A 14,425-nucleotide genomic window follows, 5' to 3' on the forward strand; every position below is an offset into this window, starting at 1 on the left:
AATTAATCTATTTTGCCGTTCCCTTCAATGTGTAAGGAGTGCTCGAGACATCTTTGTTCACGCTGATCTGGTAGGCCCGATTCTTCTGGATCGGCAGGACCAGGATCTTATCATACGTCGCGTAGGTATCAGTCGGGTACGAAACGCCGCCCGTGACCGCGTGATTCGTATAACTGGTGATCGAGGTCAAACCGACGTGTTGCTGTTTCGCTTCGTCATACCAGCCAAACACTGTGACAACATCCGCGCCCATTTGCGTATTAATACTCGTGATCAGTTCGCCCACCGTGGTGATCGCCGTGCTTGATTTGTCGGTAATGTTACCGGCGGTCGGGTCGAACGGAATAGCGATCGTGTTGATCCCTGTGCCAGGCTTAAGGAATTTATAATTGATCGAATAAGTTCCGCCGCCGCTGTCACCGGTAGCACCAACAGTATAAGTAGCTGTGGAACTCCACGGTCCCGCTTGACCCCACAAATTATAATGTTTTACCTTGATTATATATTTATCATTCATGCTCATTACGTCGCCGGGTAAATTATCCGGAAGAATAAAACCGGTTCCGGGCAGCCCAGTTACCTGGACCGGCGCGCCGCCATTTTTAGTTATTTCCCAGTCTGATTTGCCGATCTCAATCGTCATGTTGCCGATCTGGTCCGTGGCTGAAGAGAAAGTCGCCTTCTTCGATAACGGTAGTTGTGGGTCGAGAAATGTGGTCCCGGTTTCGGTATATTGGGTTATTTTTGTCGTAACAGGGACCGCCCGAACAAATGAATAGGCAATAGTTACAGGCACAGCATTAAGCGTTCCGGCAGGATTTGAATAAGAAGGCAGTGCAGTGTATTTTACTCCATCTTGTTGGGCCGTGCCGCTCCAGATACGAATGTAAGTTGTCTGGCTGTTTGTGTCTTTTGAGCCAAAAACATAAATCGCGCTGGGTGGGTTAGACGCTGGCTTTGCTTGAAAGTTTGGATTGCCTAAATCAAATAAAATGTTCGGGTCTGGATTAATAATTCTTGAAGTCGAAGCGGCTGTCATGGAGTCGCCGGCCCAATAATATTGGATACGATCGATCACCAAGGATTCATTATAAGTGACTTCTAACAGCGCCCGGGCGGAAGAAGAGAGCAGTAGCAGGAAGAAACCGGTAGCCGCCAACCACACCCCCAATTTAAACTTTTTATTACATATTCTCATTTTATCCCTCCATTAATCTAATATTGTTCAATTTTTGTATTGTTCAATTTTTGCGTCGCTAAAAGGCACCACGTTCCATCTTCTATTGTTTGCCGCATATTTGTACCAGAAGCCGGCATCGAATTTGAGCGCTGGGAAGTTCGGCCCCCAGTTTCCAGCCGTCTTAACAAAATAGTCCAAGCCGTTTCCCGTCTGCATCTGCGGCATAATGATATCTCCATCGACACCAAACCCGCCGCTGGCAACAGAAAGCGGGAAAGGATTTCCTGATAAATCAAAGGCCAAAAGATTCTTTGTAAAGGCGGTATTTGCCAAACTGCCGGCAAAGGTTATTGTTAAATCGGAGCTTCCGGGATTTCTGAGCCAGAAACCGACCGCCGGCCCAACGAGAAAATCATTTCCCGTAACATTAGTGTTATTAACCGTCACGTAATCCAATCCGCCCCCGCCAACTGTCGACGGAAGTAAAATGACCTCATTCGCGCCAAGTTGCCCGAGAAAAACATTGGATACTTTTCCTGCCGAAACCGGCAGACCCAGCAATTTCATCTGGCCAGATTTCTCCACCGTCACATTCACTTTCCCTACCGCCCAGGCCGACGCCAGATAGGAGATATTGCCGGGCACATTGGGGTTGATATCCATTTCATTCGGGAAAGTATTTTGGATGCCCTTGAAATAGACCTCACCAAATCCCTGTCCAACCTGATTCTTGTGAATAATATAGCCGCCGGCCAGGTCGCTGCCTTCAAACGGAAAACCCAGACCCAGCTTATCATTGATTGTGGCCCAGCCCGCGTCATTGGTGTATTTCCCGGTCCCGTCGCCGGTCAGCATGAATAGCTTTGGGTTCTGATACTCAAAAACCGTGATGTCCCAGGAAACCTTAATATTGCTGCCGCTTCTTTCGATATTCAAAGGCACTGTGCCGTAAGGGAAAGCCGGTCCTTCACCGTATTTTATGACCAGGTCCTTAGTAATATAGCCAACATCAGTGATCGTAACGTCGACCGGATTCATGCCATAACCATCCTTCCCCTGAACAACCGCAACTTTGTATTGCTGTCCCGCCACGATCGGCAGTTTTTTCTCAGCAATAATATTCATCATGTAATCGCCCTTTACTTTCGAGGGCGGCGGCATGTTGATCGTTATGGCGTGCAGCTGGCCCCCGACATAAGGGCCGGGGAAAACGTCCTTATATATAATTACCTGACGGTTCGACAGGGCAAGAATGATGGGATGAGCCTGTTCCTGCGATTGGTCGACCGTCACGTTGCCCTTGAGCCAGTACATGGCATTGAAGAACGGCGGCGTTATCGCCTGGGCCGGGAGAATCGGCAACCAGGCTGCCATCAGACCAACAATTAAAAATATATTAAATCGCTTTAACAACTATTCTCCTCACGCGTTATTTTATTTTCAACTTAAACCCGGAAAATGAGCCGTTGACGCTGAACTGGTAGGTCCGGCCCAAGACCAGCGGCTCCGCCGCCCAGTCCTCCTGAATTGAGTCATCGGAACGGGTTTGCGGCGGCGTTTTAGTATAATCGATCGCGTAACCGTGCATCCCCTGGGCGCCGGTAACCGAATCCCACCAGCCGATGGCGTTAACCGCATTATCAATATTATCCTGATTTTTTGCGAACTTATTAATGGCCGTCACCAGGTTTTTTACCATGGCCGGTTTTGGCAGCTCCACGTATCCGCCCAATCCAAATCCATCGGAACAAGAAATTGTTGTTGTTGCCGGATCGACCGTCAATTCATGCTGGTTGATGGCCAGATTCGATCCCTTAAAGAAATTCCAGGTCGATTCGCCGGCGACAGCAGCTAACATTGTAAAATCTGCTTTCGCCCAACCTGAAGGAGCCACTCCATCCACCAGGCCGCGGACACGGAACCAGTATGACGTGCCGGAAGTTAATTTCCGCCCGTCGACAAGCTCACCCAGGGCCCAGGAGTAAATTTTTGAGGTGCTCGTTAAGGTCTCATTTTGGGGCATTCTGACTACCAAGTTTGCATATCCATTATCTGTCGCCAGCTGAAGCTCGATACCGGAATATTCAAAACCCGTTCCGTCGGTGTTTTCGCTCAAGCTCCACGATACCTTGGCCGTTTCATAGCCCCATAATTTACCCAGGATAACAGGATCGTTCGGCGGCCCCATCTTGTAGAACGTCGCGGTGTCATACGTCGTGGTCGGAGGGATGGTCGTCCCCATGCTGACCGGCAGAATAGAATAAGTAGAGGCTGTCTTTAACAGGAGATAGGTGGCGGCGGACGGCGCGGCATAAATATTATATACGACGTAGCCACCGACCGTTTCAACGGTATAATTGGTGCTTGGTGAATCAGCCGGGGTTGTTTGATTCGGTTTTGAGCCGGAAAAAACTATCACAGGAACGCCGGCCAATATGCCTGAATTTATTTTCACTATCCCCGCGTAGCCAAAAGCCGATCCTTGCAATATCGGCAAAAGCAGGGCGACTAGAAAAACCGACACCAAGCCTCCTTTTAAAATTTTAATTATCTTCATATCGCAACCTCCCTATTCATATGTAAATCTCACTGGGCCGGGACCTGCCAGGTAAAAGCATTTGTGCCTGTAAAATTATAGCCGTAGGCTTTCATTATTTTAAGTTGAGTGCCGCCCGGCCATTTTGTCCCGTCAAAAGTTAACGGCGCAAGAAATTCTTGCCCGGCATTGTCCCATTCCCAGAGTGAATCCCCGCTAACGCTTTTGCCTGCGGCAAAACCTGTCATATTGAGGTCAAGTGTGGCCTGAGGATTGCCAATCAAATTCCAGCCGTACGACGGCGTCCCTGTCTTAAAGCTTATCGGCCGATCCAGGGCCTTAGTATTAACATTCCCGATCATTGTCGTGACTTTAGGGGAATTAGCCGTTAAATTTAATAAATATCCAAATCCGGGATTAAAATTGTTGTTCCCCCAGGTCGATTTATCAAAAGTAATTGGAGCGATAAATTTTTGATTAGCGTCTTCCCAGACCCAAACCTGATCCCCCAGCGTATAATCTGTCCCTAAAACCTGATCTAATCCGCCAAGCAACAAGGGGGAAGAGATAAAGTTCCAGCCCGAAGCAGGCGTTTTATATAAATTAACATTCGCCTTCCCCACCGCCGGAGCGACCACAAAACAGGTCTTGCCCTTGTAGAGCGGGTCGGTATCCTGACAGATCGTTTGGGGCGTCACGCCTGCTTGCAACCCGAAATAATAAACTTCGCCGGCTCCCTGACCAACTTGAGTATTATGGAACAGTATCCCCGCTAATATATTAGTCACGCCAAATTGACTGGCAATTGAGGCGTCTGTATAAAGTTTCCATTTTGTATCGTCAGTTTTTTGGAACTGGCCGGTCCCGTCGCCGGCTAAAACGTAGATCTTGGCCCCGGGAGCCGCCGCCGCGTCCCAGGTAATTTTAATGTTATCGCCATCGCGGGCGATCGTTAGCGGGACCGTTCCCCAGGGAGCCGTGCCGATCTTATTGCCGCCGCCTAGCCCGAACAGTCCGGGAATTATCGTATAACCGCTCCCTGTCATTTGCCCGCCGATCGTATCTCCCTTGGAATCCTTAAGGGTATAACCACTGCCCGTTAGTGTTTGACCGCCGGAGTTAATGACGTCATAGAGGGTATAGCCGCTCCCCTCAAGCTTGTCGGCCGCGGCCGGGGCGGCAATGACCAGTGCCGGTAATATTAATATTATAAATATTTTATTTAAATTCATTTTCATAAACCCAACCATCCGTCCCCTTCGACCCCTAAGCTACCGCGTGCGGCACCCGCATATGCGCTTCGAGCTTATCTTTAACATCCCGCATCAAATCGTATTGCGCGTCAGCGTTAGTATCGTGCTTCTTGTCGATTCTTTTCAGCTCCAGTTTTATCCAACCAACATCGTTTTTAAGAGTGCCGACATCTTCTTTAAGCACGCCAACATCTTCTTTAAGCACGCCAACGTCAGCGGCAAGAGCGTCAAACCGGCCCAGAAGCTCCTTATTCCCATCCACAATGAGCTTTTCGATCTTATTTAATAATTCGTTAGTCTTTTCTTCAGCCATATTTTATCTTCCCCTCTACCCAACCACCTGCCCCCTATTTCTTGACCAGCGCTTTCAATTCGTCGATCTCTTTCTTTTGCTGAATAGTTTTGTTTTGCTTGTCTATGATTTTTTCTTTATCATTTGCTAATTAATAACTAGAAAAGCAACTTTTCCATTAGCCGCTGCGGGAACGGGAACAAACAGCTTAAAGCTTCCGGCCAGGATATCCTTCACGCATAATTGTGTTGAAGTTGACCAGTAACCGGTTTGTGGGGTAGCTAAGATAATTGAATTGGCCGTGACATACGAGTTCAATACTTTAACAAAACCACTGGTCCCTCCAGTATTGGTAACAGTCCCAGCAGCTGCGTTGATCGTTGTTGTGACGGGAGGATTCAGATCAAAACCCGTTAAAACCACAGTTTGATTTACACTGTTGACCTTGATCGTCCCTTTAGAGATATTAATTGCCGTGCCGGTTGTACTCTCCGCCCTAATTGCAGTCCCACTAGCAGTAAATGCCATAACGGCGGTCCCAGCCTGGCTATAACCATAAACCCCGTTTTCACCAAAAGAAGAGTGGTTGTAACCCAGATATCCGAAATTATTGTAATTGATCTGCCCGTATACGCCGCCGACGTTGCCATTTCCCAACAGCTGGGTCCCCCAATCAGCGCCGGGTTGGAGACGCTTCCCTCCAAGTAACCCATAGATTCCATTCCCATTTATATCTATCGGGGAATCTTTATTTATCCCTAATACGCCGCGGGCTCCTCGAGTATAAAGGCTTACACCATAATTAGATGTATCTTCCGTATGGAGCTTTCCCCAAGGACTAGTCGTCCCGATCCCGACATTGCCGCTTTTTACCGTAACTCCCGGCAATCCTTCCGCCACCTGCGCGCGGAGGGAGTAAGGGACGGAGAGGAGGGGTTGAGTGCCGTTTTCTGGGAACACTCCCAGCTTCCCGAGTATAATCTTAACATAATAAGGTTGATCAAAAGGCGTAAAACTATTATCGATGTCAATCGGAATATTAAAAAATCCCTTTTCGTCAATTGTGATTTTTGAAACTAAATATTCCTTAACCAGCGCCGTCCCACCTTCATCACTATAAATTCCAACCGCAACGTCTGTGGTAAATGGAAACGAAATAGGAGCGCCTGATTTTGGCGTGACAACCCCCTGAATATTGATCTTTTGCGGGATCGCCGCCCAGCTGGATCCGACCAGGATCGCCACCATCACCGCCGCCGTTAAACCTGCCGTCATTATTTTTTTCAACATATCATTGTCCTCCCTTTTTCTTTTCAACTCATCGCGAGGGTTTTATGCCCCGACTTTTGCTTCTATTTTATCCAAGTCTCACGCGTGCGCGGGCATTTTGATATGCTCTTTCAAGTCTTTTTTAATTTCACGGACATCCGCGGCTAAAAATTCAACCTTGCTGTCCACAAAATCGATCTTTTCTGAAAGTCGCCCTTCCATTTGAGCCATCTCGGACCGGATCACCTGATGGCCCTCGGCGACCGCCTTGACATCTGACCCGACCTTTTCGATCATGACCGCTATCTGATTAAGCGTTATTTCTTTCTCCGCCATTTAAACAGCCACCTCTTGACGTTTTTTACGATCTCTGATTTCCGTCTCTCTTGCGCCGCCATAACATGTGCCGGAAAATTCGCCTTGATACGTCGCGTTCTTGCATTTGCTGGAAAGCTCGCAGGCCGCCCCATATTGAGCCTGCCTGAAATCAGAACAAATCGGCGGTCCGATCTTTTCCTTTTTGATGACTCTCCGCTTAAATCCAAAATTTAAATTGTTTTTCTGATTTACCATTTTCTTTTTCTCCTCATTACCCCTCCCACTCTTCGTTTCCAACAACCTAACCACCCTTCCCTTATCAAGCATGGGCCGGCTGACGCATGTGCGCCTCGAGCTTTTCCTTAACTTCGCCGACATCTTTTTTGACGGCCTGCAGTAAATCGTAATGCGCGTCCGCGTTAACGTCATGCTTCTTGTCGATCTTCTTCACCCAGTCTATTATTGATCTTTGCCCCTCTCTCAATTCATTCAGCCCGCCTCTTAACTCATCCTGCCCCGTCCTTAATTCATCCTGCCCGCTCTGGAGTTGCAAAATCCCTTGCATAACCTCTTTCTGCCCGTCCACGATCAGCCGCTCGATCACGTCTAAAGCCGACGCTACCCTTTCTTCCGCCATTTTAATAGCTCTCCCAATTCAGCAGATCCTTGTCGAGCAGCGTCTTCACCGGCTCCGTCTTATAAAGCATCTCGACCGTCTCGGCCCGGTTAAGCAGTTTCTTCGGCTCGAACGGCTTGTCTTTCAGGAAGTCGAGCAGGCCCGCTTGGCTGGCGCCGGCCAGGAGCTTGGCGACCCAATGCTCGGCCGCGATATCCTGGAACTGGCCGGTGAAGACCTCTTCGGAGATGCCGCCGTAGCGGGCAACCATGGCCAACCCTTCGGCCCGGGTGATCTTGCCGTTCGGCTGGAACTTGTTCCCCGGGTAACCGAGGACGATGCCCAGCTTTTCCGCTTTGGCAATGTAGGCCGCCGCCCAATGCTTCTTGGCGACATCTTTAAACTTCATCGGCAGGGCTTCCGGCGTCCCGCCTATTGTCTTGACGATCAGGGTCGCCATTTCGGCCCGGGTAATGTTCCCCTCCGGCCGGAAGGTCTTGTCGGGATAGCCGGTGATCACACCCGCCATCGCCAGGAGAGAGATCTGTTTGTCGACCCAGTAACCGATCTTGACGTCGGGGAAGGTGATCAGCCGGAGGGCGCGCCGCTTGCCGGAGAAGATCGGTTTGTTCGCCCCGTCATAGAGCGAGGCGGTGATCTTGTTCTTGCCAAACTTGAGGTCGTAAACCGAGCTGAACTCCCCCTTTAGGCCGAACTTAGTCGCCGTATCATTAAGAGTAAGCTTCTTGGCGTTCGGGTCCAGGACCGTGCCGATAACGTTGACCTTCTCATCGAAGGTGATCAGCTTATCTTCCGGCGAGGTCAGAACAAGCTTGGTCTTGACCTCGACCGGCGGCAGGAGCCCGTAGGAGAGCGAGAAATAATGGTTATCCACGTTCGGCATGCCGGCAAAAGTGTGGTAGGCGTAGTCAAAGTTGAACCCGCCAAACATCAGGCCGACGCCGAAAGCGTTGTCCGTTACCGTAGTCAAAGCGCCGGCCCCGTCACCCGCCGCGTCCTGGTCGATGCCGGCCCGGATCGCCAGCATGGAGAAGGGCTTCCACTCCACCGCGGCATGCATGACCCAGGGATACCCGCTCAAGGTCGGATAAGTGTCGGCATCGAGCATCAGTTTGACTTCGTGGTCGCCCAGCGCCCGGACAGCGTCTTTTTTGCCGATGACCTGGAAAGCGGAACCGAGCTTGAGCGAGGCCGGATATGATTCGTCATGACCGGAAGAGTAGTGGAGCTTCCCGCCCAGGGCGGCCGGGAGGAGGTTCTGCACCGCCGCCCCCAATTTGATCCAGGTCTGCGGCGGAGCGAACTTCAAGCCGAAGTCGAGATCGAAGCCGGAGGCGTCGCCCCCGAAAATGCTGTCGCCGTGGAGTGAGGCATTAAAGAATTTCAGGGTTGTGCCGAAAGCGAGCCGGTCAGCCAGGGGGAGCTTTTTTAAGTATTCGACAGCATCAACTTTATTGGCGTAAGCGAGGCCAATGACCGAATTCTCGTTCCCCATCACCGGCTGGCTAAGGTCAAAGGTGTAGATCGGGTCGTCCGGATCGGACCCCACCTCAACCGTGGTCGCGAAGGCGCCGCCGATCGAGGTCCCGGCATAAGCCAAACCGAAAACGCCATAGGTGGTCGGATAATAACCGGCAAAAGCGAGGTAACTGTATTCATCGAGGAACTTTCCCGACATCGAAGTGACCTGCCACCCTTTGGCGTCGGCCAGTCCGGCCGGGTTGGTGTAGATCGAGGCGGTCCCTTCCGCTAAACCAAAGTACGCTTTACCGAGCCCCAGGACCCGCGCGTCCGGAACGATCCGGGTCGGGTCAAGCGCAGTGTACTGCGCCAGCGCCAAGCTGGCGCACAGGGCCAATATGGCAACAGCCAGGCTCCCCCTGTTCGCCTTCATTACATCCCATACCTCTTGTCGACGAGAGCGAACTTGCCTGAAGCGACGATCCGCTTGGTATTGTTATCCACTATCTGGACCAGCGCGATGCAAACCCGTTGCAGGGCGGCCGGGAGCGAACGCTTGGGAATGATTATTTTGGACCCGTTGGTGATCGGACCAGAGTAGTTCTTCGAAAAAGCCGGCGCGCCGCCGGCCGCGGTATAGATCAAAACTGTCGCCCCTTGGTCGAGCGTGACCGCGACCTTTGACTTAAAGTAGAGGACGAGGTCTTCGCTCTCGAGGTCGACCTTGTAAGGGACCGGGAGAACGTCAAAAAGGTTTTTTCCTTGGGCGACAGTGCCGCTTGATGGCGGGACATCGACCGGGAGGACCTCCTGGCTGACATTGCCGGCCACATCTTCGGCATAAAGCTCGATCGTCGCCCAACCGGTCGACATTTTGGCCGGCAGGGAGAAGACGACCGATGCTTTGGTCGTTCCGTTCAGGGTCACCGCGCTCTCGGGGATAGAATATGTGTTGTTGGACCCGCTCTGGATGACCAGGACTTTGGCATTCAAGCCGCTCTTGGTCAACGTTGAGGCCGAGGTAGTTACGGCAAAAGTAATCGCTGGCTGGGCGTTGACCGCGAGCGCTGGCGTGGGATATTTCACTCCATCGAACCAGACCTCATTGATCGTGACCGCGCCGTTATTGGCCGTGACCGTAAAGGCGCCGGTATTCGTGACAAAAGTCAGGTCGGGATTGGTGACGGTAGCGTCAACCGCGCCAACCGGGGCAGTTGAGCTGACGGCGATCGTCGCCCGAAGCTTGGTGGCCGATTCGACCGTTGTCCCGTAAGCCGCGATCCCGCTGCCGGAAAACGAGAGGACCGCGCCGGGGATAAAGTTTGTCCCGGTGACTTCTATGGTCCCGAGCCACCCCTGCGTCCGGGAAATAGTTGAGAGCGCGCCGATCGTCGGCGAAGCGAGTTTACCGACCGTCCCGCCTGAACCGGCGGCATAAGCGTAGACGACATTGGTCCCGGCTTCGAGCGTGGTCACAATGGCCAGGTCCTGATAATTGACGCTGGCGCTCGTCCCGGGATACTGGAAATAGCTGGTCCCGCTATCTTTGGTGAAGGCGATCAAACCGGAGTCGCCGGCCAGCCAGCCGGTATCAGTGTTGACAAAATAAGCCGCGCGGAAATTCTGGGAAAAACCGGTCGTCTTGACCTGCCAATCGGCCGCCGAGCCGCCGCCATTGGCCGTTCTCAAGACCAGCCCGCTGTCCCCGACGGCGTAGCCGACCAGGTTATTGGCAAAAAAGAGGTCGCGGACCGGGGTCGTCCCGGTCCAAACCGTAACATCGTTCTTGACCAGGGCGTATGTACCGCCGCCAAGCGAGCCCCACTCCCAGGTGGCGTCACTCGTCAGGACGACGCCGTAGACCTCGAAAGCCGTCTCCGACAAGGCAACCGAGGTAAAGCTCCCGCCTGAATCATTGGAATAATAAAGGAAGCTGCCGGCCGGGCTCGCTTTATAAGCGGCAAAAGCGATCCGGCTGCCGTAGGCCGAGCCGCGGCGAAAATCGGCCCCGATGATCGTCCCCGCAATAGTGACCGCGGAAAAATTCGTCCCGTCAGTAGTTTTATACAGGCCGTTTATCCCGCCGGCCAAGTACGCTTCGCTGCCGCTCAGAACGACAACATCCGTAAGGGCAACCGCCCCGACCGCGGCCACGTCAAAACTAGCCCCGGCCGTGACCGTCTTCAGTTCCGTGCCGGTCTCGCCGACGATAAAGCCGAGGTCCTTATTGAAAAATGCGGCCGCGTTAAGCTGTTTGGTCGTCCCGGTGGTCAATCCGTCCCAGCCGGCGTAAGCCAGCGGGGCAAAACAGAGGAGCAAAGCCAATCCCACTAATATTTTTTTTGTCATTAAACTACCTCGTTGCCGACTTTATTATAGTCCTTGATCCCGGAACTGTCAACGCAATCTCTTGGCCGCGGCCTGCCCTTGCGGCGAAGCGAGCAGTAATTGGGCGAGGTCCGCCCGGGTCAGATAGCCGGCCCCTTTCGGCACCGGGCTATCGGGATCAGCTACCTTGTTCGGTTCGACGCGGCGCGCGGCCGCCATAATGTTCTCATATTCCCGCTGGGTCACTCTTTCGTCCGGCTGGAACGTCCCGTCGCTTTGTCCCTTGATCAGGCCGGCAGTGGCCATTAACTCGATCGCTTCCCGGGCCGGATGTCCGGCCGGCACATCGCTGAACTTGGCCAGCTCAACCCGGGGCGGCAGCGTCTCTGATGGCGGGATAACCGCTTCTGGGGTCGGTCCCGCGGCTTTTACTTCCTCCCCCTTGTAACCAATGGCAAAGTAGCTGGTCGTCGGCTCGGTCGGCAGACCGCTCTTATAGTATGTGTAGTCGAAGGTGATCCCCCGCGCCCGCAGGCCGATGCCGCCGGCAAAATTGGTGTAGGTTTCGCTCCCGTTCTTCGGGGTCTGGTCGATCCCTCCCCGGATCGCGATCAATTCGCTCGGGCGCCACTCCACACCGGAATGCCAAAGGAGGGGGACGGGCCTCTCCAGCGCTTTGTCCAGGTCGAGGAGGATCATAACCTCCTTACGGACTTTCCAGGCGGCACCCAGCTTAATGTTCGCCGGCAAGCTTGCCGACGCGCCTGAATCATAGTTAAATCTTCCGCCCAGGTTGGCCGGCAGGATGTTCTGAAAATTAAGGCCGAGATTAAGGTCGCGCCGCGCCTGGTAAAGGAAACCGAGGTCGAGGTCCATCCCGGAACCGCGGTTGGCCGCCAGGAGGGGGGAATCGACCGAAAAGCCTTTCATTAATATGTCTAAATTTAAACCGATCGCCAACCGGTCAACCATCGCCCCCGCCAGGGAAAAGACGATCTCCTGTTCGGTGTAATTAACCTCGACCGTAGCCGGCAGTTCCATCGGAATGCCGGTTGTGGTGTGATTAACATACCCAAGGCCGGCTGTTACCCCCTGGAATCGCGGAAAAATCGCGCCGAGCGTAATGGTGCTTTCGTCCGAGTGGGGAGAAGTATAGGAGTTGAACAGGTTGAGCGCGCTAATCTGGCCGAGCCCGGCCGGATTAAGAAAAATGGCCGAGGCATCGTCCGCTAACCCGACATAGGCTTTCCCCAAGCTGATCGGCCGGGCACCGACCGACAGGCTGTCCGAGTCAACGGCGAAAGCCGCCGAACTAAGAAGCAGGACCATTAATGCCAGCAGGGTGGCCCTCGTCATTTAGTTGTTGATCGTTCGATTGCTGATCTGGCCGATCAGGAATTTGACGTTTATGACGCTCTGCTTCGAGCCAGTCTGCGTGGCATAGGCTTCACAACGGTAGAGCCCCGCCGGGACAAACCCGTAATTCCCTTCGTATTGTCCATAGGCATTTGGCGACCAGACGATCTCGTTAACCACGCTCGGCTGAGCCGTCAGTTCGATCGTCTTGACCAACCCCTGGTTCGCGTTGATGATGTAGGCGACCATTTGGATCGGCCGGTCGACCGTAAAGGAGATCTTGAGCGGGGTGCCGGCCAGCGGCGCCCTTGGATAGCTGATCACCGTGACCCCCGAAGGGATGGTGGTAGTTGTCGTGGTGGTGGTCGTCGTCGTGGTCGTGGTCGTCGTCGTGGTCGTGGCTGAATTGATCGAGAAATTGGCATTAGATTCGTCTGTCGCGGTGTAACCGTTGCTGGCCGTCACGATCGCTCGGACGCGGGCTTCGTTGGTGCTGACGTTAGGCACGGTCCAGGCGTAGGTGCCGCTGTTGGTCACGCTGGAACTAATAGTATTTGGATAAGTTGTTCCGCTGTTAAGCGAATAATAAAGCGCCAGGTGATCTATCCCCGCGTCCTGCGTGGCGGTCCAGGTTATATTGTAGGCAACCTCGCCGGTTAAGTTTTCGCCGCCGTTGGGGGTGATAACTTGGACCGTTGGCCGGTGGTCATAAGGATAGGCGCCCATGTCCGCTCGCGAGCCGTCGGGATCAACCGTGGAGGCGGGATCGCCCGTGTCAATGCAGGGAGATGACGATTGAAGGTTAAAATTATTGCCCGTCGCATCGGAAAATGCCGGATCAACTGATATGTCCCCGATCTTGCCTGAAACCGTCCCGTCGTAAACGGTCGCGTTCCCGAAAACACAATTGTAATTTGAATTCAGGGTACCTTCCGCCCCATTTTGCGAAATCCCGGTCGTTCTAACCCCGGTGTTATATATTATTGTGTTTTTCGCGTCAACGGTATAGCCTGCTCCCGAGGTATCCGCGTAGATCCCCGTGCCGCTTCTGACAATTGTGTTCCTATCGATCGTCAGATCGCTTTGGTTGCTGTAAATTCCAAAATTCGCGCAGTCCCTGATCGTATTTTTGGTGATCGAGCCGCTGGTCAGCGCGGCATTAACAAAAATTCCGCGGCCGGCCGAATAAATAATATTAGAAGCGATATCGACCGTATCGTTTACTTGCACGCACTGAATGCCGTACGTAAAATTTGATCCATTAATAATATTATTTTTGATCGTTATGACCGAGGCGGCATCTATCAAGCCGGCCACGACCGCCGTATCATCGCCATCTCCCTTGACCGTAAACCCCTCCAGCGACGCGTTGCCAACCAGTTTGATCGCCTGCGTCGAGGCGCCGCTTTCTTCGATCGTGGCCTGATATGTCGCGGTGGCAACAAAAAAATTGTTTGTTATTGTAATAGGAAAGGTTTCTCCCAACGCCGCGTTGTAGGTGCCCGGCTTGACGTAGACGGTATCACCGGCGGCGGTCGAGCCCAGTGCCGTCGCCTTGCTCAGCGTTTTCCAGGGCAAGGCCTGGCTGCCGGTGCCGGTCGCGTCGCTGCCGTTGACGGCGTCAACATAGTAAGTAGCGGCAAATGAGGCGGAGGCAAAAAGGGCCAAAAGAAGCCAGGCACGTATGAGTGTATTCATAGCTAAATTATAGTAATTATAGCAATGCCTCGCATAATGTCAAATGATATTGACCTTACCCCATCTTCAGTACCATATTGATAAACCAATGTTCGTT

Annotated in this window: 13 protein-coding genes; all 13 read right to left on the reverse strand. The window is 52.8% G+C overall.

Annotated elements, in window-relative coordinates:
* Nucleotides 1-7 precede the first annotated feature (7 nt).
* Nucleotides 8-1,198: a hypothetical protein gene (locus WC903_00455; protein ID MFA5892427.1), complete on the reverse strand. Its 1,191-nt coding sequence runs from the start codon at nucleotides 1,196-1,198 to the stop codon at nucleotides 8-10.
* Between the two features lie 27 nt (nucleotides 1,199-1,225).
* On the reverse strand, nucleotides 1,226-2,554 hold the full coding sequence (locus tag WC903_00460; GenBank protein ID MFA5892428.1) for a hypothetical protein: 1,329 nt from the start codon (nucleotides 2,552-2,554) through the stop codon (nucleotides 1,226-1,228).
* Between the two features lie 55 nt (nucleotides 2,555-2,609).
* The gene (locus tag WC903_00465; GenBank protein MFA5892429.1) at nucleotides 2,610-3,737 is read right to left on the reverse strand and encodes a hypothetical protein; all 1,128 of its coding nucleotides are present in this window, start codon (nucleotides 3,735-3,737) and stop codon (nucleotides 2,610-2,612) included.
* Between the two features lie 29 nt (nucleotides 3,738-3,766).
* Nucleotides 3,767-4,954, reverse strand: coding sequence for a hypothetical protein (locus tag WC903_00470; GenBank protein MFA5892430.1), 1,188 nt, complete (start codon nucleotides 4,952-4,954; stop codon nucleotides 3,767-3,769).
* 28 nt (nucleotides 4,955-4,982) lie between these two features.
* Entirely contained in the window at nucleotides 4,983-5,282 is a 300-nt protein-coding gene (locus WC903_00475; protein MFA5892431.1) for a hypothetical protein, read from the reverse strand.
* Nucleotides 5,283-5,408: 126 nt separating this feature from the next.
* Nucleotides 5,409-6,551 carry a hypothetical protein gene (locus WC903_00480; GenBank protein ID MFA5892432.1) on the reverse strand — a complete coding sequence of 381 codons (1,143 nt, stop codon included), beginning with the start codon at nucleotides 6,549-6,551 and terminating at the stop codon, nucleotides 5,409-5,411.
* A 78-nt stretch (nucleotides 6,552-6,629) separates the two neighbouring features.
* Nucleotides 6,630-6,866, reverse strand: coding sequence for a hypothetical protein (locus tag WC903_00485; GenBank protein MFA5892433.1), 237 nt, complete (start codon nucleotides 6,864-6,866; stop codon nucleotides 6,630-6,632).
* Nucleotides 6,867-7,103, reverse strand: coding sequence for a hypothetical protein (locus WC903_00490; protein MFA5892434.1), 237 nt, complete (start codon nucleotides 7,101-7,103; stop codon nucleotides 6,867-6,869).
* Between the two features lie 64 nt (nucleotides 7,104-7,167).
* Nucleotides 7,168-7,485, reverse strand: a complete 318-nt coding sequence (locus WC903_00495; protein ID MFA5892435.1) for a hypothetical protein — start codon at nucleotides 7,483-7,485, stop codon at nucleotides 7,168-7,170.
* A gap of 1 nt (nucleotide 7,486) precedes the next feature.
* A complete protein-coding gene (locus WC903_00500) occupies nucleotides 7,487-9,379 on the reverse strand; it encodes an S-layer homology domain-containing protein (protein ID MFA5892436.1) in 1,893 nt (630 codons plus the stop codon).
* Complete coding sequence (locus WC903_00505) at nucleotides 9,379-11,295, reverse strand: hypothetical protein (protein MFA5892437.1); 1,917 nt, start codon at nucleotides 11,293-11,295, stop codon at nucleotides 9,379-9,381. The genes WC903_00500 and WC903_00505 overlap by 1 nt, the downstream gene beginning before the upstream one ends.
* Nucleotides 11,296-11,343: 48 nt before the next feature.
* A complete protein-coding gene (locus WC903_00510) occupies nucleotides 11,344-12,630 on the reverse strand; it encodes an S-layer homology domain-containing protein (protein MFA5892438.1) in 1,287 nt (428 codons plus the stop codon).
* Nucleotides 12,631-14,328 (reverse strand): right-handed parallel beta-helix repeat-containing protein, encoded by a 1,698-nt coding sequence (locus WC903_00515; protein ID MFA5892439.1) that lies wholly within the window; start codon nucleotides 14,326-14,328, stop codon nucleotides 12,631-12,633.
* Nucleotides 14,329-14,425: the final 97 nt, after the last annotated feature.

It is taken from the genome of Candidatus Margulisiibacteriota bacterium, assembly GCA_041658645.1.
Classification (GTDB): domain Bacteria; phylum Margulisbacteria; class WOR-1; order O2-12-FULL-45-9; family XYB2-FULL-48-7; genus JBAZZV01.